Source organism: Mesorhizobium sp. M0293 (assembly GCF_040321735.1).
GTDB lineage: Bacteria > Pseudomonadota > Alphaproteobacteria > Rhizobiales > Rhizobiaceae > Mesorhizobium.
Genome location: NZ_JAMYSA010000088.1, coordinates 1 through 25687, shown reverse-complemented (window position 1 = coordinate 25687; position 25687 = coordinate 1). Strand labels below are relative to the sequence as shown.

22 protein-coding genes and 1 pseudogene are annotated in these 25687 nt (G+C 63.7%); 8 read left to right on the top strand and 15 right to left on the bottom strand.

Going from position 1 to position 25687, the window contains the following annotated elements; all coding sequences use genetic code 11:
* Positions 1-427, top strand: a pseudogene (locus NKJ06_RS26180) (D-alanine:D-lactate ligase-like protein); the annotation flags it as partial.
* A 116-nt stretch (positions 428-543) separates the two neighbouring features.
* On the opposite strand, the gene NKJ06_RS26175 reads toward NKJ06_RS26180, so the two are convergent.
* The 10 genes from NKJ06_RS26175 to dnaK all read right to left on the bottom strand — a co-directional run bounded on the left by NKJ06_RS26175 (position 544) and on the right by dnaK (position 8092).
* Entirely contained in the window at positions 544-954 is a 411-nt protein-coding gene (locus NKJ06_RS26175) for a GFA family protein (RefSeq protein WP_352635410.1), read from the bottom strand.
* A gap of 40 nt (positions 955-994) precedes the next feature.
* Entirely contained in the window at positions 995-1462 is a 468-nt protein-coding gene (locus NKJ06_RS26170) for an SRPBCC family protein (protein ID WP_352635408.1), read from the bottom strand.
* Positions 1459-1779 carry an ArsR/SmtB family transcription factor gene (locus tag NKJ06_RS26165; protein ID WP_352608663.1) on the bottom strand — a complete coding sequence of 107 codons (321 nt, stop codon included), beginning with the start codon at positions 1777-1779 and terminating at the stop codon, positions 1459-1461. The genes NKJ06_RS26170 and NKJ06_RS26165 overlap by 4 nt, the downstream gene beginning before the upstream one ends.
* A gap of 295 nt (positions 1780-2074) precedes the next feature.
* Entirely contained in the window at positions 2075-2362 is a 288-nt protein-coding gene (locus NKJ06_RS26160; RefSeq protein WP_352635406.1) for a DUF1330 domain-containing protein, read from the bottom strand.
* A gap of 29 nt (positions 2363-2391) precedes the next feature.
* Positions 2392-3105: an orotidine-5'-phosphate decarboxylase gene (gene pyrF, locus NKJ06_RS26155; RefSeq protein WP_352635404.1), complete on the bottom strand. Its 714-nt coding sequence runs from the start codon at positions 3103-3105 to the stop codon at positions 2392-2394.
* The gene (locus NKJ06_RS26150) at positions 3102-3698 is read right to left on the bottom strand and encodes an NADPH-dependent FMN reductase (RefSeq protein ID WP_352635403.1); all 597 of its coding nucleotides are present in this window, start codon (positions 3696-3698) and stop codon (positions 3102-3104) included. Before NKJ06_RS26150 ends, pyrF begins: the two co-directional genes overlap by 4 nt.
* Before the next feature lie 45 nt (positions 3699-3743).
* Positions 3744-4001, bottom strand: a complete 258-nt coding sequence (locus tag NKJ06_RS26145) for a DUF7683 domain-containing protein (protein WP_352635401.1) — start codon at positions 3999-4001, stop codon at positions 3744-3746.
* A gap of 58 nt (positions 4002-4059) precedes the next feature.
* Positions 4060-4662, bottom strand: coding sequence for a phospholipid N-methyltransferase PmtA (pmtA, locus tag NKJ06_RS26140; protein WP_352635399.1), 603 nt, complete (start codon positions 4660-4662; stop codon positions 4060-4062).
* A gap of 169 nt (positions 4663-4831) precedes the next feature.
* The gene (gene dnaJ, locus NKJ06_RS26135) at positions 4832-5962 is read right to left on the bottom strand and encodes a molecular chaperone DnaJ (protein ID WP_352635397.1); all 1131 of its coding nucleotides are present in this window, start codon (positions 5960-5962) and stop codon (positions 4832-4834) included.
* Between the two features lie 213 nt (positions 5963-6175).
* The gene (gene dnaK, locus NKJ06_RS26130; RefSeq protein ID WP_109667494.1) at positions 6176-8092 is read right to left on the bottom strand and encodes a molecular chaperone DnaK; all 1917 of its coding nucleotides are present in this window, start codon (positions 8090-8092) and stop codon (positions 6176-6178) included.
* Positions 8093-8582: 490 nt separating this feature from the next.
* On the opposite strand from dnaK, the gene NKJ06_RS26125 reads away from it, so the two are divergent.
* From NKJ06_RS26125 to NKJ06_RS26105, 5 genes are all read left to right on the top strand, one after another.
* The gene (locus NKJ06_RS26125) at positions 8583-10544 is read left to right on the top strand and encodes an NHL repeat-containing protein (protein WP_352635395.1); all 1962 of its coding nucleotides are present in this window, start codon (positions 8583-8585) and stop codon (positions 10542-10544) included.
* A gap of 10 nt (positions 10545-10554) precedes the next feature.
* Positions 10555-14304 (top strand): DUF7929 domain-containing protein, encoded by a 3750-nt coding sequence (locus NKJ06_RS26120; RefSeq protein ID WP_352811115.1) that lies wholly within the window; start codon positions 10555-10557, stop codon positions 14302-14304.
* Positions 14305-14526: 222 nt separating this feature from the next.
* Entirely contained in the window at positions 14527-15204 is a 678-nt protein-coding gene (gene rpe / locus NKJ06_RS26115; RefSeq protein ID WP_352634313.1) for a ribulose-phosphate 3-epimerase, read from the top strand.
* 333 nt (positions 15205-15537) lie between these two features.
* Complete coding sequence (locus NKJ06_RS26110; protein WP_352634311.1) at positions 15538-16284, top strand: GntR family transcriptional regulator; 747 nt, start codon at positions 15538-15540, stop codon at positions 16282-16284.
* A gap of 172 nt (positions 16285-16456) precedes the next feature.
* A complete protein-coding gene (locus NKJ06_RS26105) occupies positions 16457-17971 on the top strand; it encodes a malonate--CoA ligase (RefSeq protein ID WP_352811113.1) in 1515 nt (504 codons plus the stop codon).
* 131 nt (positions 17972-18102) lie between these two features.
* Here NKJ06_RS26105 and NKJ06_RS26100 read toward each other — a convergent pair whose 3' ends face one another.
* From NKJ06_RS26100 to NKJ06_RS26080, 5 genes are read right to left on the bottom strand one after another with little or no spacing between them, the layout of a single operon-like run.
* Positions 18103-19215, bottom strand: coding sequence for an NAD(P)/FAD-dependent oxidoreductase (locus NKJ06_RS26100; RefSeq protein WP_352634307.1), 1113 nt, complete (start codon positions 19213-19215; stop codon positions 18103-18105).
* A 9-nt stretch (positions 19216-19224) separates the two neighbouring features.
* A complete protein-coding gene (gene nagA / locus NKJ06_RS26095; RefSeq protein ID WP_352634305.1) occupies positions 19225-20403 on the bottom strand; it encodes an N-acetylglucosamine-6-phosphate deacetylase in 1179 nt (392 codons plus the stop codon).
* Entirely contained in the window at positions 20400-21434 is a 1035-nt protein-coding gene (locus NKJ06_RS26090; RefSeq protein ID WP_352634317.1) for an SIS domain-containing protein, read from the bottom strand. Before NKJ06_RS26090 ends, nagA begins: the two co-directional genes overlap by 4 nt.
* Before the next feature lie 32 nt (positions 21435-21466).
* On the bottom strand, positions 21467-22249 hold the full coding sequence (locus tag NKJ06_RS26085) for a GntR family transcriptional regulator (RefSeq protein WP_352634303.1): 783 nt from the start codon (positions 22247-22249) through the stop codon (positions 21467-21469).
* Positions 22246-23127, bottom strand: a complete 882-nt coding sequence (locus tag NKJ06_RS26080) for a glucosamine kinase nucleotide-binding domain-containing protein (RefSeq protein WP_352634302.1) — start codon at positions 23125-23127, stop codon at positions 22246-22248. Before NKJ06_RS26080 ends, NKJ06_RS26085 begins: the two co-directional genes overlap by 4 nt.
* Positions 23128-23325: 198 nt before the next feature.
* Between NKJ06_RS26080 and NKJ06_RS26075 the strand changes: the two genes are divergently transcribed.
* Together NKJ06_RS26075 and NKJ06_RS26070 are read left to right on the top strand one after the other, a co-directional pair.
* Positions 23326-24285, top strand: a complete 960-nt coding sequence (locus NKJ06_RS26075) for an N-acetylmuramic acid 6-phosphate etherase (RefSeq protein WP_352634301.1) — start codon at positions 23326-23328, stop codon at positions 24283-24285.
* 2 nt (positions 24286-24287) lie between these two features.
* Entirely contained in the window at positions 24288-25547 is a 1260-nt protein-coding gene (locus NKJ06_RS26070) for an ABC transporter substrate-binding protein (protein ID WP_352634299.1), read from the top strand.
* The last annotated feature ends 140 nt before the right edge of the window (positions 25548-25687 follow it).

The following is a 25687-nucleotide window of genomic DNA, read 5'->3' as shown; positions in this document are numbered from 1 at the left end:
CCTCGGCCTGGTGCCGGGCGCCGGGGCCGAAGCGCTTGGCGTGGCCGTTGTCGATTCGGGCGCCGATTTCCAGACCATGGCCGACAGCCTGGCGCTTTACGGCGACACCGGCGAGGCGGCGAAAGCGGCGGGACATTATGCCGAACCGGAACTCGTTGCGGTTGCCGACACCCAGTCGGTCGCCGACGCGAGGATTCGCGCGATCGCCGAGCGGCTGATGAGCGGGCTCGGCCTGCGCGACGTATTCTCCATCGATGTCAGGGTCGAGGCCGACGACACCGTCCATCTCATCGAATTCGAGGTCTGCCCCGGCCTGCCTTGCTTCGATTTCCGCGCCTATTGCCGCCAGCAATGGGGCCTCGAACTCGTTGACGCCATGGCCGAAACCGCGGCAAGCCGGCTGATCGGCCAGCAGCGCTGCGTTTAGACGGCCCAACCGAACGCCACCAAGCGGAAGCGCTCGCCAGTGACGAGCACTCGCCACGCCACGAGAGCTATTAACTCACGGAATAGCGTAGGCGGCCCGATCGGCGGAACCTATCCCTACGGCATTCGCTCGAACGCCTGCAAAGACGGATCCATCCTGTCCCAGTCATGGCTGCGGATCGTGTAGGTGACCACCTGCGGTTCGAAAACACTGGGGTCGTCGAGGCTGGTCGCATTGATCGCTATGAACTCCGGCATAGCGACAAATGTCAGGTAGACCGGTGTCCCGCATGTTGGGCAGAAGGCGTGGATCTTTTCATTGCCGCTGGCGCCCGCCACCCGCCAGGTGCTCGCTTCGCCGGTGATTGCCATATCGGCGCGCCGGCCGAAGGTCATGTAGGATCCGTGGCCCGTGCCTGAGCGCTTTTGGCAATCTATGCATTGGCAGTGATTCTGGAAGATCGGCTCGCCGCTGGTCTCATAGCGGATCGCGCCGCATGCACAGCCGCCGATATAGCGCTTGGTCATTGTCATTCTCCACTGGCTTTGGTTCTGCTGTCGAGCGGCATCAGGCCGATTTCGGCTTGGCGGAAATATCGATGCCGCTGCCGGTTTCGAGGAAAGATTTCAGGCTGGACAGCACCGCTGGCCATCCCTGGCTGATGCCTTTCGCCATGCCGCTGCCGGCTTCGAGTTCGTCATGGGTGACGGTCAGCCGCACCATGGTGTCGTATTCCTCGATGCCGAACGTTACCCGGCTGTACTTCGACGGATCGTCGGCCTGCGAAGCGTTCGCCCAGGTGATGACGAGACGGGTCGGCGGCGAGATCTCGACGACCTTGCCGACGAGTTCGAGGGTCCGTTCGTCATTGGCGCGGATGTGTTCCCATTTCGAACCCGCCTTCCAGTCGGAGACGTTCTCATGGCCCCAGTAGCGCCTTGCGACATCAGGCTTGATTATGGCCTCGAACACCTTTTGCGGCGTCGAGCGGATATAGGTCACGTAGACAAAACTGGTCGTCTCGTTGGTGGTCATTGGTCGTCTCCTTCGAGTTCTTGTTTCAGGTCGTGCAGCAGGCTGAGCCGCTGGCGTTCGAATTTCCGCACCCAGCGCTCGTAGACTTCGTGCAGCGGCACGGGGTTGATGAAATGCAGCTTCTCGCGGCCACGCTTGACCGTGCTCACCAGATTGGCCGCCTCCAGCAGGTCGAGGTGCTGGGTGGCGGATTGCCTGGCCATGTCCAGGTGTTCGCAAAGCTGACCGAGTGTCTGCCCGTTCTGCTCACACAGAAGGTCAAGCAGCCTCCTGCGTGTCGGGTCGCCTAGCGCTTTGAAAACCTTGTCGGCGTCCATCGTCCTCACTCTGTTGTGGGGTTATAATATGCAGGTAAATACCTGCATGTCAACCTGCAGTTCGCTCCGCATCGCAATTGCTCAAGCGAAGGCTATTGGGACAGTCGGTCGTTCGACAAGCCGCGCGTCGGCAAGGCTCCGCAGCTGGCAACTGCTGCCTGGCAGGCCACCATGGAGGATACGGGAAGTGAGCCTGCGCGGCTTCGCTTGAAGCGCGGTCAGGCTCTATCCGGTCTTGAGCATGATCTCCGGTGAAAACCGGATACCACTTTCCGGAATTATGGTTCGGTGGACCTCAGGCGCCCTCGACCAGCACGATTTCGCCGTCGGCGACCTTTTGGCGGATGGCGACGGCGCGCTGGTATTCCGGCGAGTGGTAGCAATCATGCGCGGCGGCGAGCGATTCGAACTCGATGATGACATTGCGTGCGCGGCCCGGGCCTTCAGCCTTTTCATGCTGGCCGCCGCGCGCCAGGAATTTCGCGCCGAAGCGCTCGAAGGCAGGCTTGGCGGCGGCGACATAGTCCTTGTAGCCTTCGACGTCGCGCACATCGACACGGGCGATCCAGTATCCCTTGGGCATGTCTTGTCTCCGAACTTTTTCTTGGGAAATTATGCCGAGCGCATTTCGTCAAGGATGGCTTCGGCCGCTTCTCGTTTGTTGGCCGCCGCGACGATAGGCCGGCCGACGACGAGGTGGCTGGAGCCGTTGCGGATTGCCTGGCCCGGCGTCACCACGCGCTTCTGGTCGCCATGGTCGCTGCCGGCCGGCCGGATGCCGGGCGTCACCACTGCCATGTCGGGTCCGACGATGCGGCGCACCGCTTCGGCCTCCGCCGCCGAGCAGACGATGCCGCCCATGCCCGCATGCAGCGCCTGTTCCGAGCGCCGCAGCACCAGCGTATGCGGGTCGTACTCGTAGCCCACGTCGATCATGTCCTGCTCGTCCATCGAGGTCAGCACGCTGACCGCAAGCAGGCAAAGGTCGCTGCCGCGCGCTGCTTCCACCGCCGCAGCCATCGCCTTGGGATAGGCGTGGATGGTCAGCATGGTCATGCCCATCTTGACGATGTTCTCGACGCCCTTGGCCACCGTGTGGTCGATGTCGAGCAGCTTCATGTCGAGAAAGATTTTTGTCCCGCCGCTGGCCAGTTCCCTGGCGAAGTCGAGCCCGCCGGCGAAGGCCAGCTGATAGCCGATCTTGTAGAAGGAGACGACGCCGTCGAGTTCCCGCACCGCCTGCTCGGCTTGCTTAATGGTCGGCAGGTCGAGGCCGACGATGAGCCTTTCCTGCATGGATTGGGCGCGTATGGTGCCGGCAATCATGTCTCGATCCGGGTGGACAGCATGCGCGAGGTCTCGATCAGCGTGCGGCATAGGTGCTCCATCGATTTGTACAGTCTGTCGTCACGGAAATGGCCATCCTCATCGAAGGCGTCGCCGCCCTCCGGCACCGAGCATTCCGGCGTCACCACCTCCATCTGGCAGCGCACCAGAACGGCGCGCAGATGGTTGATGCAGCGGATGCCGGCAAAGTGGCCGCTGGAGGACGAGCAGAGGCCGGCGACCTTGCCGGCCAGCGGCCGGACTGATCGGCCACCATCCCTGCGCACCCGGCTCACCCAGTCGATCGTGTTCTTGAGCAGCGGTGGGATGGAGCCGTTATATTCGGGCGTGGCGATCAGCAGCCCGTCATGGGCGATCACCAGTCGGCCGAGTTTCAGGGCGTTTTCGGGAACGCCCTTTTCCTTTTCCAGATCCTCGTCGAGGATCGGCAAGGAATAGTCTGCGAGCGAGATGCGGGTCACCTCGGCGCCTTGCATGGCGAGTTCCTTTTGCGCCACGTCGGCTGTCCTGCCGCTGTAGGCGCCGCTGCGCACCGAGCCGGCGAAGACGAGGATTTTCGGGATTACTGCCATTGGCCACCCTTGTTCCCGGACAGGTACAGCCAAGGACGGCTCAAATCAACGCATCGGCCCCAAAATCGAAACTGGCGGCTCAATCGGCCCTTCATTCGACTTTGCGTTTGGGGGGCGTGCTGAGCGGGCCTCATCTATCGGGTAGTAGCCTCCGCAAAGAGACGGATCATCAACAAGCAGAACCGGACGCATGTCTTCTTCACTGAAGTCGTTCAGGAAGATGCGGCCTGCCAGCTTTTCATCTTTCTTGTCGAACCACTCCAGCTCCCATGTCACCGTTGCGCCATTCCAGATCACCCACATCTTGTTCTCTCTCAGCGGCGGACGAACTAGGTCACCCAGAGCGACAAGGATTTGAACCCTAATGGGCTCCGCGCCGGTAAATCCACAGCTGCGTCGGTGGGATGTTGCGGATGACGAAATGGAAATGCTCGACGCTGTAGTCGCCGCGGCCGGCCGGGATCGGCGACATCGGGCCATAGGTCAACTGCACGATCGGCCGTCCGGCCGGGATGCGGTCGAGCAGGCTCTCGATATAGGCGATGCGCTGGGCGACCGGAAAGTTGAGCAGCGGCACGCCGGAAACGACGGAATCGAAGATCATCCCGCTCTTCTCGCCAAGCGTGACGTTGAGGTTGAAGGCATCGCCCTCGATGACGTTGACGCCGGGATAGAGGCGCCGCAGGTGGTGCACGAAATCCGTGGAATATTCGACCGCGTAGAGATTTTCGGGCGGCACGCCCTGGGCCAGGATGGCGCGGGTGATGACGCCGGTGCCGGGACCGACCTCAAGCACCGGCAGGCCGGATTTCGGGTTGACGATCGAGGCCATCTTGCGCGCGGTGATCGAACTGGTCGGCACGATCGAGCCCACCGTCTTCGGCTTGTCGATCCAGCCCTTGAAGAATTTGAGCTCGTCGTCGAACTTTTCGGCAAGCGCCTTGCGCAGTCCGGGACGTGTCATGCAAGTTCTCCTCAGCGCTCCCCTTCAAGTTACTTAACACTTGAGCGGCGCAAGGCAAGGCGCGGCCAGGCGCATGTCGTGGATAAGATAATTTTCGTCGCGTCTCAAGCCATGGTGTGGGTCACGGTTTTCGCGGCCCAAACCGGTTTCCGCTGCTGGCCAACGTGCATCAACGCTCGCCGAAGGACTCGAAAAAATCCTTCATGCGGGTGAAAAAGCCGCTCGATTGGGGCGAATTGTCCTGCGAGGAGAGCTGTTCGAACTCCTCCAGCAGCTCGCGCTGGCGGCGGGTCAGGTTCTGCGGCGTCTCGACCGCGGTCTGGATATAGAGGTCGCCGATATTGGGCTGACGCAGCACCGGCATGCCCTTGCCCTTGAGGCGGAACTGACGCCCGTTCTGGGTGCCTTCCGGCACTTTCACCTTGGTCTGCGTGCCATCCAGCGTCGTCACCTCGAAGGAACCGCCAAGGGCGGCCGTCGTCATCGAGATAGGCACCTTGCAATAGAGATCGGCGCCGTCGCGCTGGAAGAACTCGTGCGGCTTGACCGCCAGGAAAATATAGAGGTCGCCCGACGGCCCGCCACGCAGGCCGGCCTCGCCTTCATTGGCAAGGCGGATGCGGGTGCCGTCCTCGATGCCGGCCGGGATGTTGACCGACAGCGAACGCTCCTCGGTGACGCGGCCCTGACCGGCGCATTTCGGACATGGGTCCTTGATCGTCTGGCCGCGCCCCTGGCATTGCGGGCAGGTGCGTTCGATCGAGAAGAAGCCTTGCGTGGCGCGCACCTTGCCGTGGCCGTTGCACATCGAGCAGGTGACGGGCTGGGTGCCGGGCTTGGCGCCGCTGCCCGAGCATTCCGAGCAGGAGATCGACGCTGGCACGCGGATCTGCGCGGTCTTGCCGGCAAAAGCCTCTTCCAGCGAGATTTCCATATTATAGCGCAGGTCGGCGCCGCGTTCGCGGCCGCCCGACGAGCGGCGCTGGCGCCCGCCCATCATGTCGCCGAAAATATCCTCGAAGATATCGGCGAAGCCGCCGGCGCCAAAGCCTTGCGCGCCGCCATTCATGCCGCCCTGTTCGAAGGCGGCGTGGCCGAAGCGGTCATAGGCCGCACGCTTCTGCGGGTCCTTCAGCGTCTCGTAGGCTTCGTTGATTTCCTTGAACTTGTGCTCGCAGGAATGATCGCCGGGGTTGCGGTCGGGATGGAACTGCATGGCGAGCTTGCGGAAAGCGCTCTTGAGCTCCTTCTCATCGGCACCTTTTTGGACGCCCAGCGTCTCGTAGAAATCAGCTTTCATTTTTTCCCGCTGTCCGGATGCTCAACGTCTTCAAGCATTGTTGCGTCTCTTGCCGGCACTGACGCTTCGATTTAGGTGCGATGGAACCGCGATGCCAGTGTCGACGCGGCTTTGCCCGCATTTTTTCGGCGTGGTCCGCTGTTTTTCCGCAAAGGGTTGCAAAAAAGCCCGGCTCTGCGCCGGGCTTTTCGCACTATCTTGCCGTCAAACGGTTCAGGCCGACTTCTTCTTGTCGTCATCCTCGTCGATTTCCTCGAAATCGGCGTCGACGACGTCACTGTCCTTGGCGGCGTCCGCCTTGGCGTCGGCTTCCGCCGCTTCCTTCTGCGAAGCCTCGTACATGGCCTGGCCAAGCTTCATCGAAGCCTCGGCAAGCGCCTGCGACTTGGCCTCGATGTCGGCCGCGTCATCGCCCTCGGTTGCGGTCTTCAGCGCCGCGATCGCATCGGAGATCGCCGTGCGCTCGGTTTCCGAAACCTTGTCGCCATATTCCTTCAGCGACTTCTCCGAGGAATGCAGCAGCGCTTCGGCCTGGTTGCGGGCCTCGACCAGCGCACGCCGCTTCTTGTCGGTCTCGGCATTGGCTTCGGCGTCCTTGACCATCTTCTCGATGTCGGCGTCCGAAAGGCCACCCGATGCCTGGATGCGGATCTGGTGCTCCTTGCCCGTGCCCTTGTCCTTGGCCGAAACGTTGACGATGCCGTTGGCGTCGATGTCGAAGGTGACCTCGATCTGCGGCACACCCCGCGGCGCCGGCGGGATGCCGACCAGGTCGAACTGGCCGAGCGCCTTGTTGTCGGCGGCCATTTCGCGCTCACCCTGGAAGACGCGGATGGTCACGGCCGACTGACTGTCCTCGGCCGTCGAGAACACCTGGCTCTTCTTGGTCGGGATGGTCGTGTTGCGCTCGATCAGGCGGGTAAACACGCCACCTAGCGTCTCGATGCCGAGCGACAGTGGCGTCACGTCGAGCAAAAGCACGTCCTTGACGTCGCCCTGCAGCACACCGGCCTGGATGGCGGCGCCGAGAGCGACGACCTCATCCGGATTGACGCCCTTGTGCGGCTCCTTGCCGAAGAACTGCTTCACGATCTCCTGGATCTTGGGCATGCGGGTCATGCCGCCGACCAGAACGACCTCGTCGATCTCGCCGGCTTTCAGGCCGGCATCCTTGAGCGCCGCCTTGCAAGGGGCAATCGTGCGCTGGACCAGGTCATCGACCAGCTGCTCGAACTTGGCGCGCGTCAGCTTCAGCGTCAGGTGCTTCGGGCCGGTCGCGTCGGCGGTGATGAAGGGCAGGTTGATTTCGGTCTGCGTGGTCGACGACAGCTCGATCTTGGCCTTTTCAGCCGCCTCCTTGAGGCGCTGCAGGGCGAGCTTGTCGTTCTTCAGGTCGATGCCTTGTTCCTTCTTGAACTCGGCCGCTAGGTACTCGACCAGGCGCATGTCGAAATCCTCGCCGCCGAGGAAGGTGTCGCCATTGGTCGACTTGACCTCGAACACGCCGTCGCCGATTTCGAGCACCGAAATATCGAACGTGCCGCCGCCAAGGTCATAGACGGCAATGGTCTTGCCTTCCTTCTTGTCGAGGCCATAGGCAAGCGCCGCAGCCGTCGGCTCATTGATGATGCGCAGCACTTCGAGGCCGGCAATCTTGCCGGCATCCTTGGTTGCCTGGCGCTGGGCGTCGTTGAAATAGGCCGGAACGGTGATAACTGCCTTCTCGACCTTCTCGCCGAGATAGGCTTCCGCCGTTTCCTTCATCTTCTGCAGGATCATGGCCGAAATCTGCGAGGGCGACTGCTTCCTGCCGCCGGCCTCGACCCAGGCATCGCCATTGTCGCCCTTGACGATCTTGTAGGGGACAAGCTTCTTGTCCTTCTCCGTCACCGGATCGTCATAGCGGCGGCCGATCAGGCGCTTGACCGCGAAGATGGTGTTTTCAGGATTGGTGACCGCCTGGCGCTTGGCCGGCTGGCCGACGAGACGTTCGTCGTCACCGCTGATGGCGACGATGGAAGGCGTCGTGCGCGCGCCTTCCGCATTCTCGATTACCTTCGGCTCCTTGCCATCCATGATGGCGATACAGGAGTTGGTGGTGCCGAGATCGATACCGATTACTTTTGCCATTTTTCTAGTCTCTCCGCTAAGCAGGCTCTCAGGACCCGTACAGGCATTCCTACGAAAGCCCCTGTTCACAAGAAATCCCGTTCCGGCAACCGGCATTCCGGCGCCGAACGGCTTGGCGCGTATATAAGAACAGGCTGCATCGCGCGCAAGCATTCTGCGCAAGGCTTCCATGAACCTTTCCACTTCCGCCTGCGACTGATCTCCAGGTGCCGCATGGTGCGGCCCGGAAAGGAAGCCCCCCATGACCAATAACCCAGAGGCTCTGCGGTCTCCGGGAACAACAGGAGCTCGGCGCGACCACCGCCTTCGGGACGGAGTCGATGCGCTGGGCTTTCCATTGATTCCGTTGACCCTGCGTAAGAGCAGGCGTATCGTGACAATGAGGAAAGCAGACAATTCGATCGGGGAAGAACGAGCCGGACCGCCGCGCCTTGCCCTGATTTGCGCGGCCAGACCGGCCATTTCTCCCGTCGACTTCGGGGGGAATGTCATGTCTCGCATCCGCGGCTCGTTCGTGTCGTCTCTTGATGGACATTTGCATCGTGCCGCACATGTCGGCGGCGCATTGCTGGCGCTGGCGCTCAGCGCCAGCCTGTGGCTGGGCAGCGCCGCGCAGGCGCAGGAAACCCAGATCATCTATCCCGGTTCCATGGCGGTGACCGGATTTTCCGGCACCAACATTCCCAATTTCGACGAGGGCCTGCCGCCCGGCGTCGATCCGGTCGACGAAACCTTCATCGACGCCACGCATGCCACCTTGCGTGTGTTCGACGTCTCGCATTTGGGCGGGCCAGCCTCCGGCCAGCTCGTCAACACGCCGCCGCCTTTCGAGGTGACGGCAGAGCAGATCGGCCAGGTCTTCGGCGTCACCTATGACGACGGCGTGCGCGATGGCGTTCCATCAGGCATTCCAAATCTCTATGCCGGGGCCACCTCGCTGCACGGCATCCGCATCGTCACGCCTGATACGGACGATGATGGCAGGCCGGAGCGGCAGCGCCGTGGCGCGGCCGGCGCCACCTTCATGGATGGCCAGTTCGGCACCGAAAACGGTGGCGGGCCGGGCACCATCTGGAAGATCGACGGCATTACCGGCCAGGTCTCCAAGTTTGCAGACATCGACACCAACAGCGGTCCCGGCATCGGCAACCTCACCTTCGACGCCGCTCACCGCCAGTTCTTTGCTTCCGACCTCGACACCGGCCTGATCCATCGCATCGACGCCACCGGCGCGCTGATAGACAGCTTCGACCATGGCGTTGCCGGGCGCCCGGCGCATGGGCTGGCTCCCGTCGCCGACGATGGTTCGGTGATGGACATACAGGGCGCGGCTTTCGATAGCGAAGACCCCGACAGCTGGGGCTATACGCAGGACGAGCGCCGCATCTGGGCTGTGTCCTATCATGGCGGCCGGCTTTACTATTCGGTCGGCGAACAGTCGGAAATCTGGTCGGTGGGCATTGCCCGCGACGGCACATTTGCCGGCGATCCGCGCTGGGAGCTGACGGTCAAGGCCGACAAGGACTACGCCGTCACCGATATCGCCTTCGACAACAGCGGCTTCATGTACCTGGCCCAGCGCGGCCCGGTCGAAAACCGCTACGACTACAGCCAGTTCGCCGATTCCGGCAAGGGCGAGGTCATCCGCTATTTCAGAGAGAACCCGGACGATCCGGAAACGGAATCGGTCTGGGTCGAAGTGCCGCAGGAATATGCCGTCGGCTTCCCGCAGGGCAACAGGCAGTCGGCCGGCGGTCTCGACCTGCAATATGGTTATGATGCCGACGGCAATCTCGACACCTCGGTCTGCACGCAGACGCTGGTCAACACCGGCGACAAATTGCGCGACAATCCGGCTCTCGCCGAACAGCTCGCCGTTGGCGGGCCACTCGCCGTGCATGGCGTGCAGATCACGCCGAAAGAGCTGGTCAAGCCGGCCAACGTGCCGCCCTTCGGCTCCTGGTTCGTAGACTTCGACAGCTATTTCGAAGACCCGGAGGTCGAGGGCCATGTCGGCGACGTCGCCGTCTGGCATCCTTGTGAAGGCCGCGCCGGCTATTATGAAGAAATCCCGGGCGGCTATCTGCCCCCCTTCTACCCGCCGGACTTCCCACCACCCGGCAATCTGCCTCCCTGTCTCGATGTCGACGACGTCCAGTACTACTGCACGCCCTCCGGCCTCGAGGCCGATCTCTATCTCCATGACCATGCCGGCTTCGGCGGCGATTCGATCAAGGCCCAATCCAGGACACCAGGTGTCGGGGTAACTACCCGGCAGTCGCATGCGCCCGGCAAGCCCTACACGATCGACATCACCGGCCACTATCCGGGCGACACAGTCGATGTCGGGCTCTGTTTCTACAGGAAGTCCGACAAGGACAAGGGTGGCTACTACCCTTGCTGCAAGATGACTTTGCCGCTCAGAACCCCAGCCGTCAGCTGCGAACGTTGAGGAGGGGAAGATGAAAAATCTCGCACTCTCCCCGTTCGAAACGAACACTCAAACAACCGTCATGGAGACGATCATGAAACCCCTGTCATACGCCAGGCGCGGCGCGCGCTGGCTGATGGCGGCCGGTGTCGCGGTCGCCATGCTAACCCCGGTGCAAGGCTTTGCGGAGGACGCTGCCCCGATCACCCCGGAGCTGAAGCTCGATCTCGACAGTTCGCGCGTCATCACCCCGAGGCCCGACCGGGTCGTGCCGTTCTTCACCAAGAAAGGCACGCAACGAGGCTGCGACTACGTCGTCTATTCACTAAGCTTCGGCCTGCGCGGCGATCCGCAGGGTCTTGCCGACCCGAGCCTCGAGGCCAGGCTGAAGAAGGTCAGGGTCGACTTCAGAGACCAGCTTCCGCACGGCCTTGAGATCGTCAACGTCAATGTGTCCGGCGACGGCACGGATTCGTCCGGCGGACCGCTGCCGGGAGCGACGATCAGCACGTCGGCAAATCCGAACGACACGGCTGTCGTTTCAGACTTCCGCATCTCCACGTCCGATCTCGACGGCGTCGGCGCTCCCAACGAGCGCGTCATCAACTTCAAGATCACGGCCAAGATCGATCATGCGGCATTTCCGGCGCCGGCGATCGTCGACAACCAGGGCATGATCAAGGTGACCGCCGGACCGGGCACCGGGACCATCATCCCGTCGCAGGATCCGGGCAAGCCCGACGACGGCGACTTCAAGACCGGCGTGAAGACCTCGATCAAGATCGACGTCACCAAGTGCAACCCGCCACCGCCACCTCCAGGCAAGGAATGCTTCAAGGTAGAGCGCGGCACGGTCGATTGCGTGCCCGGCGGCGGCGCCTTCATCTACCACATGCCGGTCGGCGCGGAGATGAGCGGCAAGTGGGTGCAGGTGTCGACAACCACACCCGGCATCACCATCATCCCCGACACCCAACTGGTGCCGGCGGGCGGCGGTGTGCTCAATTGGAAGATCGTCGGCGCCTCGCCCGGCGACGTCATCCACCTTACGGTCACCGGCATCGAGACCTATGCCGGTCCGAAGGAAGGCTGGGGCCTGTGCTGCACGCAGACGATCGACATCGTCATCCCGCGTGACCAGAGGTGCACGCCCAAGGACAAGGAGCCGGACCTCAAGGTCGAGAAACGCGCCGACGTGACGCGTTGCACGATGGGTGGCGGCTGCGACTTCACCATCAGGGTCACCAATGTCGGCACCGGTGCCTATCACGGCAAGATCGTGCTCGACGAGGTGACGCTGCCGGCCGGCTCGACGCTCGATTCAGGGCCCAATCCGCCCTGGGCCTGCGTGCCCGGCATCACCCCGATGACGTGCACCTATCCGGTGACCACGCTCAATCCGGGGGCCTCCGTCGACCTCAAGCTCGGCTTCAAGCCGGCCGGGGGCTGGCAAGGCAGCGTCTTGCGCAACTGCGCCACCTACAACTATGGGGCCAGCGGCAAGCCGCTTTTCGGCAGCCAGTCGAACGATCGCGGCTGTGCCTCGATCCCGATCTGCCGGCGTGGTGACCGTGACCGCGACTGCCAGCCGCCGGTCGAAAAGAAGGTCGACCTGATCCTGAAGAAGCGTGCCCGCATCCCGGTCTGCACGGTCGACGGCATCTGCTACTTCGTGATCGACATCATCAACAACGGCACATCAACCTATAACGGGCCGTTGACGGTGATCGACAGCTATCCGGGCGGCGCGCCGTCCTCCTCGACCTTCGGCCCGAGCCCGCCCTGGACATGCGGACCGAATGGCCCCGGCCAGTTCCGCTGCGACAATGCGGGCATCTCGCTGCCTCCGGGCGCCTCGACACCGATCGTCGTCAAGGCGGTCATGCCGGCCGGCTACCAGTCGGACTCGGTGGAGAATTGCGCGTTGGTGAAGGCCATCCCCGGTGAGGTCGACCTCACCAACAACAAGGCCTGCGCCAAGGAACGTTTCCGTCATCCCAATGGCGGCAAGCCGACCCTGCGCATCACCAAGGTGTGCAACGGCTCGCTCGCCGGTGCCGCGGTCATCTCTTGCCGCATCACCGTCATCAGCCTTGGCACCGCTGCCCCCACCGGTCCGGTGCGGGTCAACGATGCCGCCACGCTGCTGGCTGGCGGCGCGCCCGTCCAGATCCAGTCCGTCACTCCTGACGGCGCGGAATGGGCATGCGGACCGGTTCCGGCCAATGCGCTGTCGTGCCAAATTCCCGGTGCTGTGATGACGCCTGGAACCAGCCGCCACTTCGACGTGACGGTTTCGGCAAACGGCGAGTTCGAGAACTGCGCGCGCGGTTCGTATGGTCCGGCCCCCGGCGACGACATCGTCTATCCGATCGGCCAGGCCTGCGCCAAGGGCGGCGGCACCTCGACCATCCGTGTCGAGAAGACCGGCGACCGCGAATGCAAGCTCGGCCAACCCTGCTCGTTCGAGATCACCATCACGAACGACGGCACAAGCCCCTTCTCCGGGTCGGTCCGCATCGGTGATGCGATCGGTGTGGAGGGTCTCGGCAGGCTGGAAGGCGTTGAGATCACCTCGATCGATCCGCCCTTCGGCTGCTCGCCGGAGCCGGCAACCTTGCCGCTGTCCTGCATTGCCAGCCTGACGCTCGGCGCAGGCGAAAGCCAGGTGCACCATGTCACCGTGGTCATTCCCGACGACGGCCGCCTGGCCAATCTGCAAGGCAACGTCAGCGGCCAGAACTGCGTCGGCGTCCTGTCTCCCGACACACGGGTGCAAGGCGGCGACGTGCTCTCCGGCGATCAGGCCAACACCCAGGGCGATCGCGGCAAAGCCTATGCCTGCCATCCCTTCACCATCAGTCAGGAGACGAAGAAGGAATGCTCGGCAGGCTTCGTCCTGAACGACGCCGGCCGCTGCGTCTGCCCGCCCGGCACAACCTTCCGCAACGGCCAGTGCTCGCCGGGCGGTGGTATCGTGCCGAAACCGGAAGAGCCGAAGCGCTGCGTGCTGCTCGAAGGCCAGATACGCACCGAGGACGGACGCTGCGTCTGCCCACGCGGAACCGGGCTTGAGAACGGCAAATGCGTCAGGACCGACAGGCCCGAGCAGTGCACCATCCGGGGCCAGGTCCACAATTCGGACGGCGATTGTGTCTGCCCGAGAGGGACCGAGGTGCGCAATGGCGCCTGCCGTCCGATCCGGCCGAAGCCCGAGCAATGCACGATCCGTGGCCAGGTCCACAATTCGGACGGCGATTGTGTCTGCCCGAGAGGGACCGAGGTGCGCAATGGCGCTTGCCGTCCGATCCGGCCGAAGCCGGAGCAGTGCACCATTCGTGGCCAGGTCCACGACGCCAACGGCAATTGCGTCTGCCCGAGGGGTACCGAGGTGCAAGGCAATGCCTGCCGGCGCAAGCAGCCGACGCAGGAGCAGTGCGACATACGCGGCCAGGTTCATAACAAGCGCGGCGAGTGTGTCTGTCCGCGTGGGACCGAGGTGATCAACGGTGCATGCCGCAAGCCCAGGCAGGAGGTGGAATGCGCACCGGGCTCGCAGATGATCAATGGCCAGTGCCAGCCGATCATCAGGCGGCGCTGCCCGGAAGGCACGATCGGGCGCTATCCGAACTGCCGGCCGGTCCGCGGGCAACCGTCGCTGGAGCTCAATCCGGGCCTGCTGAACCCGAATGTGCTGCAGCTGCTGCCGCGGCGCAAGCCGCAGGTCGATCAGCAGCAGGATCCGGTTCCAGACAGAATCCTGAAACTCCAGCAGCAATAACCATCTGCTGGACGCCAGACCAGAAACCCGCCGGAGCAATCCGGCGGGTTTTTCTTTATGGCTCCGGGGCAAGCGGAAATTGGTCGCAACACGATCGGAGCCGCCGCAACGCCACCCCGGCCCATGCAGCCGCCACGCCTGCGCCCTCGACAAGTCGGCTGGAGCGCATTAGGCAGTCGATAGAGTGGCCTGACGAAAAGGGCGCTCGGAAAGGCCGCACCCATGAGCAAAAAGACCCTGATCGCACCCTCGGTGCTGGCGTCGGATTTTTCCAAACTCGGTGATGAGGTCGAAGCGGTGGTGGCGGCCGGCGCCGACTGGATTCATCTCGATGTGATGGACGGGCATTTCGTCCCCAACATCACCTTTGGTCCGCCGGTGATCAAGGCGATCCGCAACCGCACCAAGGCCTTCTTCGACTGCCATCTGATGATTGCCCCGGCCGACCCCTATCTGGCCGCTTTTGCCGAGGCCGGCTGCGATGGCTTGACGGTGCATGCCGAGGCCGGGCCGCATCTCGACCGCTCCCTGCAGACCATCAGGAACCTTGGCAAGAAGGCTGGTGTGTCGTTCAATCCGGCGACGCCGGAAAGCGCGGTCGAATACGTGCTCGACCGGCTCGACCTGATCCTCATCATGACCGTCAATCCGGGCTTCGGCGGCCAGGCCTTCATTCCGGCGATTGTCGACAAGGTGAAGCGGGTCAAGGCGCTGATCGGCAGCCGGCCGATCCGCATCGAGATCGACGGCGGGGTTTCGGCCGAAACCGCGCCGCTGGTCACCGCCGCCGGCGCCGACGTGTTGGTGGCGGGCGCCGCCATCTTCAAGGGCGGCAGCATCGAAGCTTACCGGGCAAACATTCAAGCGATCAGGACGGCAGCCGACAACGCAGCCGGCTAACTCACTGCCTTCTCCCTCGTCAATCCGGAGCTGCGATCTGATTCGATTCGTGGGTTCGCCGCCTATCGCACGGCAGAATAGATAATTGCGCGCGTACAAAAGGACGGATGATTCTGCGTGCATACAAAACATGTTAAGTTTCCGCAGGTTGTGAGAATGCGCGAAATTACAGCATCGCACGCCGGAATGCCGCATATTCCTTTGTGCTAAAGTACAATAGCGTGATCTTCTGCTTGAGCACGCGACGGCGCGCGTTATAGGGTACAAGTACGAAAAGGCCGATACTGTCGGACTCGAATTGCCCGAGACAAGTCTTGGGGACAAGGAGTCACTATGACATACGGAGCTGCCAATCTGAACGACGACGCTGCAGGACCCAAAAGCACACTTGCCAGCACGGTCTATCAGCAATTGCGCGACGATCTTCTCGGTGGTGTTCTTGAAGCCGAGAGCAAGCTGCGGGTCGAATGGGTGGTCTCCAAATATGGGGCTGGCGCGTCCCCGGTCCGCGAGGCTCTCAATCGCCTCGCCTCGGAAGGGCTTCTCGGCCGCCACGACCAGCGCGGCTTCTTCATCATGCCGATCAGCGCGTCTGAGCTTGAGGAGCTGACGCGCACCCGCTGCTGGCTCGAGGAGCGCGCGCTTCGCGAATCCATCGCCCACCGCACCGCCGAATGGGAAGAACAACTCGTGCTGGCGCTGCATCGCCTGGGCCGCGCCTCACGGCTTTCGCCGCAAAGTCTCTTCTCGCTCAATCCGGATTGGGAGCGGCTGCATCGTATCTTTCACCGGGCGCTGATCTCGGCCTGCCGGTCGCAATGGCTGGTCGGGTTCTGCGATCAGCTTTCCGATCACGCCTATCGCTACCGGCAAATGGCCAATGACGGCGAAGGCGTCCAACGCGATGATTTCGGTGAGCATCGCCTGATCGCCGAACGTGCCCTGGACGCCGATGCCGACGGCGCCGTCGAGGCATTGATCAACCACTACCAACTGACCGCCGCCATGTGCATGAAACGCCTCGAGCAGGACGAAGTTACAAAGGCGATCGCCGGCAAGGCCGAACGCGCCCGGCGATAGCAGTCATTTTTCCTGCGGTCTTTTACACCCCATTGCCGGCAAACCGGCCGGCGTGAACCGTGTCTGCGGGCTTGACGGCGCGGCCAGGAACCGCGAACTCTTCGCCGCCAAGGCATGCCGCTCCAGGCGCATGCGCCAGGCCCGCCGTTCCGCCATCCCAAGGGAAGCCTTCATGAGCAATCATCTGTTCGATGCGTTCCGGTCCCGGATGCCGGCGCCTGGGCGCCTGCTTATGGAAACCGATGACGGCCGCTCGCTCACCTATGGCGATATGCTGGAGCGCTCGGCACAGCTCGCGCATGCTCTTTTGCAACTGGATGTCGAACCCGGCGACCGGGTCGCCGTTCAGGTCGAGAAGAGCCCGGAAGCAGTCCTGCTCTATCTCGCCTGCCTGCGTGCCGGCGCCGTCTTCCTGCCGCTCAACATCGCCTACACACTGACCGAACTGGAGTATTTCTTCGGCGATGCCGAACCACGGCTGGTCGTCTGCGATCCGGCAAGGGCCGCCGACATCGGCGCGCTGGCGGAAGAAACGGACGCTGCCTCCGTCACGCTCGGGCGCAATGGCCAGGGATCGCTGACCGATCACGCTTCTCGGCTGCCAACGGATTTTCATGACGTGGCGCGCGGGCCGGATGACCTCGCGGCGATCCTCTACACCTCGGGAACCACCGGCCGCTCGAAAGGCGCCATGCTCAGCCACGAGAACCTTGCTTCCAACGCGCGCGTGCTGGTCGAGCACTGGCGCTTCACCGGAGACGACGTGCTGATCCACGCGCTGCCGATCTTCCATACGCACGGCCTTTTCGTCGCCATCAACGTCATCCTGATGGCCGGCGCCTCGATGCTGTTCGAGCAGAAGTTCGATCCGGCCAGCATCGTCTCGCTTTTGCCGCGCGCCACGGCCCTGATGGGCGTGCCGACCTTCTACGTGCGCCTGCTGCAGCAGGATGGACTGGACCGTGAGGCGACGAAAAATATCCGTGTGTTCATTTCCGGTTCGGCGCCGCTGCTGGCTGAGACGCACAAGGCCTGGCGCGAGCGCACCGGCCACGCGATCCTGGAACGCTACGGCATGACCGAGACCAACATGAATACCTCGAATCCCTATGAGGGCGAGCGGCGCGCCGGTACGGTCGGTTTCCCCTTGCCCGGCGTCGCCCTTCGCATCGCCGATCCCGACAGCGGGGCAGCGCTTGCCCAAAGCGAGGTCGGCATGATCGAGGTGAAGGGTCCAAACGTCTTCGGCGGCTATTGGCGCATGCCGGAGAAGACCAAGGCGGAATTCCGCGCCGACGGTTTCTTCATCACTGGCGATCTCGGCAGCATCGATGCCGACGGCTACGTCCACATCGTCGGGCGCGGCAAGGACCTGATCATTTCCGGCGGCTACAACATCTATCCGAAAGAACTCGAAAGCGAGATCGACGCGCTTGACGGGGTTAGCGAAAGCGCCGTCATCGGCGTTGCCCATCCGGATTTCGGCGAAGGCGTCACCGCTGTCGTCGTGCGGTCGCCGGCATCGCAGATCACCGGGGCCGAAATTCTCGGCGCCATCGCCGGGCGCGTGGCAAAATACAAGCACCCGAAGCGGGTGATCTTCGTCGACGATTTGCCGCGCAACACCATGGGCAAGGTGCAGAAGAACCTGCTGCGCGACACCTACAAAAACCTTTATGCCTCCTAACGCAATTCTAGGAACAGTGAAGCGCGGAGCGCTTCCCCTTGGGAATTGCGCGGAAACAAAGTGATAGAGCGGTAGGCGGGTCCGTGAAACGATGGATCGCTCTGGAATCGAGAGCCGCGTGGGCACTCGGGTCAGCCTGGGTACAACAGCTCGGAAACATGCTCGGCGATCGCTAGGCTGGCCGTCAGGCCGGGGCTTTCGATGCCGAACAAATTGACGATGCGGTCGGCGCCATGGTCGGCCGGACCCTGGATCGTGAAGTCGGCCGCCGGCTGGCCTGGCCCGGATAGTTTCGGCCTGATGCCGGCATAGGCCGGCTGCAGGGCGCCATCGGCAAGCTCGGGCCAGTAGTGCCGGATCGCCTCGTAGAAGACAGCGCTTCGGCGGGGACCGACCGTATAGTCGAGGTGGTCGATCCACTCGACATCCGGACCAAAGCGCGCGCTGCCGGCAAGGTCGAGGGTCAGATGCACGCCGAGGCCGCCATTGACCGGCACCGGATAGATCAGCCGCGAGAAGGGCGACTGTCCCGAGAGCGAAAAATAATTGCCTCGCGCCAGCCAGAGCGGTGGAACGAGACCTTGTGGAAACCCCTCGATCCGATTGGCCAGGGCTTGTGCATCGAGACCTGCCGCATTGACGAAGGCGCCGGCTTTCAACGTGAAGATCTCGCCCTTGGCATCGCGCGTACCGATCCGGATCCCGTCGGTTTCGATGGCCGCTCCGTCAACGTCGGTGAGGAAGACAAATGATGCGCCGGCCGCCTCCGCGTCGCCGCGCAGCGACAGCATCAGCGCCTGGCTGTCGACGATGCCGGTCGATGGCGACAGCAACGCGCCGGCGCATCTCAGCGCGGGTTCGAGGCTTTCGGCTTCTGCCTGTGTAAGCAGATCGAGATCGCCAACCCCGCAGCTCTGCGCATTGGCCCTGATCGCGCTCAGCCTGTCCAACTGATCCGGTTCGATGGCGACGATCAGCTTGCCGGTACGTTCATGGGCGACGTTGTGCTCGCGGCAATAGGCGTAGAGCCGCTCACGGCCTTCGGCGCACAGCCGGGCCTTCAGGCTACCCGGCGGATAGTGGATACCGGCATGGATGACTTCGGAATTGCGCGAGCTGGTGACCGTGCCGATCGTACCGGCCTTCTCGACCACCAGCACCTCGCGACCCGACAAAGCGACCGCCCTGGCAATGGCGAGCCCGACGACTCCGGCTCCCGCAATGACACAATCGATGTCATGCATGGCCCGATATTACCGAGCGGAGTCGGAGCCGGCTGCAAAAACCTTGTCGCCACCGATCCAGACCCCCTTCATGTCGAGATTGTCAGATAGCGAAACGATATCCGCCGCGGTGCCGTTGGCGAAGCGCCCAAGTCGGTGCGACTGGCCGATCGCCTGCGCCGGATAGAGTGAGGCCATGCGCAAGGCCTCGGAAAGCTCGACCCCGACGACGTGGTGGATGAAACGCACGGCCGAAATCATGTCGAGATCGGCACCCGCCAGCGTTCCGTCGGCGAGCCGCAGGCTGCCATCCCTGCGGTAGATGGTACGCCCGTTCAACGTGAACGAGGTCATGTCAGTGCCGATTGTCGCCATGGCGTCGCTGACCAGCACGATCTTGCCGGGACCTTGCTTGGCGCGCAGCGCGATCTTGATGGTGGCGGGATCGACATGGATGCCGTCGGCGATGAGCCCGGCGGACAGCACGCCGATATCGATGGCCGCGCCCGCCAGCCCGGGCTCGCGGTTGCCGATCTGGCTCATCGCGTTGAACAGATGGGTGACCATCGAGGCGCCGGCCGCGGCAAAGCTGCTGGCCTTGTCGTAGCCGGTGTCGGAATGGCCAAGACTGACGATGATACCAGCCTTGGCCAGCGCCGAGACCCGCGCCGGGTCGACGGATTCCGGGGCTATGGTGGTGAGCAGCACCGGCAGTTTTTGCCGCGCCGCGATCAGCATCGCCTGGTCGGCGTCCGTCATCGGCCGGATCAGCGCCGGATCATGCGCACCCTTGCGGGCGATCGACAGATGCGGGCCTTCGAGATGCAGGCCGAGAAAACCTGGCACCTTCCGCAGCGCCGCTGCTTCGCCGGCGGCGATAGCGGCGGCGGTGATGTCTGATGTGTCGGTGATCAGCGTCGGCAGCAGCGCCGTCGTGCCGAAGGGCGCATGTGCCTTGCAGATGGTTTCGAGCGAAGCGACATCGGGATGGTCGTTGAGCATGACGCCACCGCCGCCATTGACCTGGAGGTCGACGAAGCCCGGCGCCAGCACGCCGCCGCCGGTCTTGACGATGCGGATATCCGAGGGGAGGGCGCTGGTGGGCAAAATAGCCTCAACGAGGCCGTCGCGCACGACAAGTGCCGCGCCTTCGTGCCAGTCGTCGCCGTCGAAAATCCGGGCGCCAGTCAGGGCAAAACGATCGCTCATAGCGTCTCCGTCACCTTGCGAAGATTGCGTGGCGTGTCCGGGTCGAGACCGCGATGGCGGGCAAAGGCCTCGACGAACATGTAGAAGGAGACGATCAGCGTCAGCGGATCGGTCAGCGGATGGCCGGTGGCGACATGCGGCAGGCGCACGGCACGCAGCGCAAGTGCCGAGGTGACGAACACCGGCGCGCCTTTGGCCGCCAGGCTGTCGGCGGCCTCAGCGATGGACGGTTCGGACGCGTCGCGCGCGGCCAGCGCCAGCACCGGAAAATCGGGGCCGATCAACGCCAGCGGGCCATGCATGACTTCGGCGGCGCTATAGGCCTCCGCATGCATGCCGCAGGTTTCCTTGAATTTCAGCGCCGCCTCGTTGGCCATCGCCGCCGACGGGCCGCGGCCGAGGATGAACAGTGATTTCTGCTTCTCGATCGTTTCGGCCAGTAGCCCCATCCAGTCGCAGGCGATCGCCTTGCGAAAATGCTCCGGCAAGCGGGCCAGTGCCGCCAACAGCGCGTCGTCGCCGGTGGCATGCGCCATCAAAGCGAGGCCGGCAACGGCGGAATTGATGAAGGTCTTGGTTGCCGCCACGCTGCGCTCGGGGCCGGCCAGGATGTCGATGGCATAGTCCGAGGCACGCGCCAGCGGCGAATCTGCGGTATTGGTGATGGCGATGGTCAGCGCGCCACCGGCCCGCGCGGTTTCGGCCATGGCGACGATGTCGGGGCTCTTGCCCGACTGCGAGATCGCCAGGCAGGCCGAGCCGGCAAGCCTGAGCTTGCGGCCATAGATCGAAGCGACGGACGGTCCGACCGATGCGACGGCGAGGCCCGCAGTCAGCTCGACGGCATACTTCATGAAGGTGGCGGCATGGTCGGAGGAGCCGCGCGCCACGGTAACGACAAACTGCGGGTCGCGTTCCCTGATGCCGCGCCCGGCCTCGGTCAGCACCGCGCCGGAGCCGTCGAGCAGGCGGGCGACGGCTTGCGGAATCTCCTCGATCTCGCGCCGCATATGGGTCATTCCTGCCGACATGGTCGGCTCTGTCGACTTGGTCGGCTCTGTACTCATGGTCGGCCCTCTTCGCTCGGCCCTGTCAGCCGCAGTTCGGCGACGAAATCATAGGCGTCGCCCCGGTATATAGAGCGGGTGAATTCGATCACCTTGCCACTCGCCAGGTAGGAAATGCGTTCGATGTGCAGGCCGGCGATTCCCGGCGGCACTTCGAGCAGGCGCGCGTCGCTGTCACCGAGATTGGCGGCGGAAATACGCTGCACCGCCCGCACCGGCCGGTTGCCGGTCAACTCAAGCGCAGCATAGAGCGAGGAACCTATATCAGCCGGGTCGGGCAACACTCTCGCCGACAGCGAGGCGCGTTCGATCGCCAGTGGCGTGTCATTGGCAATGCGCAGGCGCGCCACCCGCGCCACCAGTTCGCTCGACGACAGGCCGAGCACCATCATTTCGTCGGGCGAAGGCGCATAAAGGCCGCGGTCGAGCCACGCCGAACGCACCACCATGCCGCGCCGCGCCATGTCCTCGGTAAACGAGGTCAGCCGCGACAGCGACTGCTCGACGCGCTCCATGCGCGGCGCCACGAAGGTGCCGGAACCATGGCGCTGGACCAGAATGCCGCCCTTGACCAGGTCCTGCACCGCCTTGCGCACGGTGACGCGCGAAATGTCGGCCTTGGTGGCGATGTCGCGCTCGGAGGGCAGCGCGTCGCCCGGTCCGATCAGGCCGCGATTGACCGCGTCCTCGATGCTCTTGCGAAGCTGTAGATAGAGCGGCGCGCCGCTCTGGGCCTGATGTTTCAGCATGGCGAATATCTGGTCGGCGGCCTCGCTCATCGAGCCGCCTCCGCGTGTCCGGCGAAAAGGCGGACCGCCATCTGCACCGCGCCGCCCAGCGCGTCGTCGAGCGGCGGCTTCAGCAGCGCCCGGTAGCGGGCCGACAGGCGCGGCGCATAGAGCGGAGCCAGCCCGCCGAGCAGGCAGAGCGGCGCGTCGTCTGAAAGGTCGAGCGCGCCGAGCGAGGCTTCGACGTCGGCGACCACCCTGTCGAGGATCCAGTTGGCGACGCTGTCGCCCTTCTCGGCATGCTCGAACACCTTGGGCGCGAAGCCGCCGAAATCGCCGGGCTTGGCATTGGTGGTGAATTCGACCACGTCCTCCGGATTGTTGCGGAAAACCGCCAGCATGCTCTGCGTCAGCGGCGAACCCGCGCGCACACCGTCATAGGCAAGCAGCGTCTGCTCCAGCAGGTCGCGGCCGATGCGGGCCCCGCTGCCCTGGTCGCCGACCTGAAAGCCCCAGCCGCCGATGGCGCGCGATTTGCCGTTCTTGCGCGCCATATAAGCGGTGCCGGTGCCGAGGATTGCCATGGCGCCGTCACCGGAGCCGACGGCGCCTTCCAGCGCGATCTCGGCATCGGTCTCGACGCGGCTGATGCTGAACGGCAGGATTGCTTCGAGCTGCTGCCGGTAGGTGCCGACATTGGCGCCGGCAAGGCCGAGAATAGCCGGCGTCTGCGGGATCAGCTCCGGATCCTGCGCGGCGGCGAGGAACGCCTGCTTCGCGGCCTCGACGATGTTCGACCGGGCACCGGTCAGGTCGGTGCGGATGTTGGCGGCGCCGCTCTTGGCGCGGCCAATGACGGTGCCGTCGGCTGTTGCCAGGGCGGCCCTGCAGCTGGTGCCGCCGCCATCGATTCCGAGCACGAAATTCACGCGATTTCTCCTCCCGGCGGATAATACCAATAAAATACCAATAGCCAAGGATTAATTTCCGTTTCAAAAAGATTAAGCCGTATTTTATTGAAAAAACTACGCATTTCGTTGGCTCGGGGATTTTGGGTCGGTGAGTTCGTTAATGCGTGTGGACAAGTGGTATTTTTTTGGTATTGTTCTGGTATTGGAGGGACCGGGATGGCCGAAACGCGCACCGAAGCGCTTCACCAGAATGCCGAGGGGCTGGATATCCAGGCCCCGGACGCCATCCTTTCCTATTTGGCCGATGCGCAGATCGACGCCGCCAAGGTGGTGCGTCAGGCTATTCCGTCTATCGCCAGAGCGGCTGAAATCATCGCTGGCAGGCTGAACAGCGGCGGCAAGCTTGCTTATGCGGCAGCCGGCAGCTCGGGTCTGATGGCGCTCGCCGATGCGCTGGAGTTGCCCGGCACCTTCGGCATACATCGCGACCGCATCGCCATCCTGATCGCCGGCGGCGACGAGGCCTTCCGCACGCTGGCCGGCGGGCCGGAAGACGATACCGAGGAGGCCGCGGCAGCGGTCGCCAATGCCGGCCTCGGCAAGGGCGACTGCCTGATCGCCATTTCCGCCAGCGGCACGACCCCCTATGCGGTGCGGGCCGTCGAGGAAGCCGCTCGCCGTGGGGCTGCCACCATCGGCATCGCCAACAACCGGAACTCGGCTCTGCTGCGGCAGGCCGAAACCGCTATCCTGCTCGAAACGCCGCCGGAGCTGATCGCCGGTTCGACGCGCATGGGCGCCGGCACCGCCCAGAAGATCGCGCTCAACATGCTGTCGACGCTGACCGCGGTCCATCTCGGCCATGTCCATGACGGCTACATGGTCAATTTGATGGCCGACAACATCAAGCTGCGCGACCGCGCGGCACGCATCGTCGCCGCCGTCAGCGGGCGCGGCACGGACGAAGCGGCCCGCCTGCTCGAGAAGAGCGGCGGCGCGGTCAAGACCGCCATTCTGCTCGCCGCTGGCGCCGACAGCGCCGATGCGGCGCGGAAGATACTGGAAGAGGCCGGCCAGAAGCTGCGGCCGGCCCTTTCCGCTATAGAGGGGAGCAAGGGGCGCACTGCCTCTGTTCTCATCAAAACCGAACCTGAAAAAGGTCAACAGGGAGACTGAGCATGACAACGAAACTACTGACGGCACTGCTTTTGGGCACCAGCATTCTCGGCTCGGCCGGGATGGCTTATGCCGACGACGTAACGCTCAACATCGAAAGCTGGCGCGGCGACGACCTTGCCATCTGGAAGGACAAGCTGATCCCGGCTTTCGAAGCCAAGAACCCAGGCATCAAGGTGGTGTTCGCACCGTCGGCTCCGACCGAGTATGACGCCGCACTCGGCGCCAAGCTCGCCGCCGGCTCGGCGGGCGACCTGATCACCTGCCGCCCGTTCGACAAGTCGCTTGAGCTGTTCAAGAAGGGCAACCTTGCCGACCTGTCGGCATTGCCCGGCATGGAGAACTTCTCGCCGGTGGCCAAGTCCGCCTGGCAGACCGACGATGGCAAGGCGAGCTTCTGCGTGCCGATGGCCTCGGTCATCCACGGCTTCATCTACAACAAGGACGCCTTCGACAAGCTCGGCATCAAGGTACCGGAGACGCGCGACGAGTTCTTCGCCGCGCTCGACAAGATCAAGGCCGACGGCACCTACATCCCGATGGCGATGGGCACCAAGGATCTCTGGGAAGCCGCGACCATGGGCTACCAGAACATCGGCCCGAACTACTGGAAGGGCGAGGACGGCCGCGCAGCGCTGATCAAGGGCGATCAGAAGCTGACCGACAAGGACTGGGTCGCGCCGTATGAGGAACTGGCCAAGTGGAAGCCATATCTCGGCGACGGGTTTGAAGCCCAGACCTACCCGGACAGCCAGAACCTGTTCACGCTTGGCCGCGCCGCCATCTACCCGGCCGGCTCGTGGGAAATCGGCCTCTTCAACACCCAGGCCCAGTTCAAGATGGGCGCCTTCCCGCCGCCGGTCGAGAAGGCCGGCGACACCTGCTACATCTCCGACCATACCGATATCGGCATGGGCCTGAATGCGGCTTCGAAGAACGCCGATGCGGCCAAGACCTTCCTGTCCTGGGTCGCCTCGCCGGATTTCGCCACCATCTATGCCAACGCGCTGCCCGGCTTCTTCAGCCTGAACTCCGCGCCGGTGAAGATGGAAGACCCGCTGGCGCAGGAATTCGTCTCCTGGCGCGGCAAGTGCAAGTCGACGATCCGCTCGACCTACCAGATCCTGTCGCGCGGCACGCCGAATCTCGAGAACGAGACATGGGTTGAATCGGCCAACGTCATCAACGGCACCGACACGCCGGAAGCTGCCGCCAAGAAGCTGCAGACCGGTCTCGACAGCTGGTACAAGCCGGCCAAGTAAGCGCTCAGGCTGAGCGCTGCTTGTCTCCCCCTCGAGGGGGAGATGGCGCCAAAGGCGACAGAGGGGGTCGGTAGACGCAGGCTGCGACCTGATCGTTGCTGGAAAGCACGATCAAATGTCGATGGCGCACTGCCTTGACC

Bases quoted from the DNA above. Each gene is read 5' to 3' on its own strand.
- dnaJ (WP_352635397.1), bottom strand. From the start codon at position 5,962: ATGAAAGCTGATTTCTACGAGACGCTGGGCGTCCAAAAAGGTGCCGAT.
- nagA (WP_352634305.1), bottom strand. From the start codon at position 20,403: ATGAGCGATCGTTTTGCCCTGACTGGCGCCCGGATTTTCGACGGCGAC.
- rpe (WP_352634313.1), top strand. From the start codon at position 14,527: ATGAGCAAAAAGACCCTGATCGCACCCTCGGTGCTGGCGTCGGATTTT.
- NKJ06_RS26165 (WP_352608663.1), bottom strand. From the start codon at position 1,779: ATGGACGCCGACAAGGTTTTCAAAGCGCTAGGCGACCCGACACGCAGG.
- NKJ06_RS26150 (WP_352635403.1), bottom strand. From the start codon at position 3,698: ATGGCAGTAATCCCGAAAATCCTCGTCTTCGCCGGCTCGGTGCGCAGC.
- NKJ06_RS26100 (WP_352634307.1), bottom strand. From the start codon at position 19,215: ATGCATGACATCGATTGTGTCATTGCGGGAGCCGGAGTCGTCGGGCTC.
- pmtA (WP_352635399.1), bottom strand. From the start codon at position 4,662: ATGACACGTCCCGGACTGCGCAAGGCGCTTGCCGAAAAGTTCGACGAC.
- pyrF (WP_352635404.1), bottom strand. From the start codon at position 3,105: ATGATTGCCGGCACCATACGCGCCCAATCCATGCAGGAAAGGCTCATC.
- NKJ06_RS26145 (WP_352635401.1), bottom strand. From the start codon at position 4,001: ATGTGGGTGATCTGGAATGGCGCAACGGTGACATGGGAGCTGGAGTGG.
- NKJ06_RS26125 (WP_352635395.1), top strand. From the start codon at position 8,583: ATGTCTCGCATCCGCGGCTCGTTCGTGTCGTCTCTTGATGGACATTTG.
- NKJ06_RS26110 (WP_352634311.1), top strand. From the start codon at position 15,538: ATGACATACGGAGCTGCCAATCTGAACGACGACGCTGCAGGACCCAAA.
- dnaK (WP_109667494.1), bottom strand. From the start codon at position 8,092: ATGGCAAAAGTAATCGGTATCGATCTCGGCACCACCAACTCCTGTATC.
- NKJ06_RS26170 (WP_352635408.1), bottom strand. From the start codon at position 1,462: ATGACCACCAACGAGACGACCAGTTTTGTCTACGTGACCTATATCCGC.
- NKJ06_RS26070 (WP_352634299.1), top strand. From the start codon at position 24,288: ATGACAACGAAACTACTGACGGCACTGCTTTTGGGCACCAGCATTCTC.
- NKJ06_RS26085 (WP_352634303.1), bottom strand. From the start codon at position 22,249: ATGAGCGAGGCCGCCGACCAGATATTCGCCATGCTGAAACATCAGGCC.
- NKJ06_RS26120 (WP_352811115.1), top strand. From the start codon at position 10,555: ATGAAAAATCTCGCACTCTCCCCGTTCGAAACGAACACTCAAACAACC.
- NKJ06_RS26160 (WP_352635406.1), bottom strand. From the start codon at position 2,362: ATGCCCAAGGGATACTGGATCGCCCGTGTCGATGTGCGCGACGTCGAA.
- NKJ06_RS26105 (WP_352811113.1), top strand. From the start codon at position 16,457: ATGAGCAATCATCTGTTCGATGCGTTCCGGTCCCGGATGCCGGCGCCT.
- NKJ06_RS26175 (WP_352635410.1), bottom strand. From the start codon at position 954: ATGACCAAGCGCTATATCGGCGGCTGTGCATGCGGCGCGATCCGCTAT.
- NKJ06_RS26075 (WP_352634301.1), top strand. From the start codon at position 23,326: ATGGCCGAAACGCGCACCGAAGCGCTTCACCAGAATGCCGAGGGGCTG.
- NKJ06_RS26090 (WP_352634317.1), bottom strand. From the start codon at position 21,434: ATGTCGGCAGGAATGACCCATATGCGGCGCGAGATCGAGGAGATTCCG.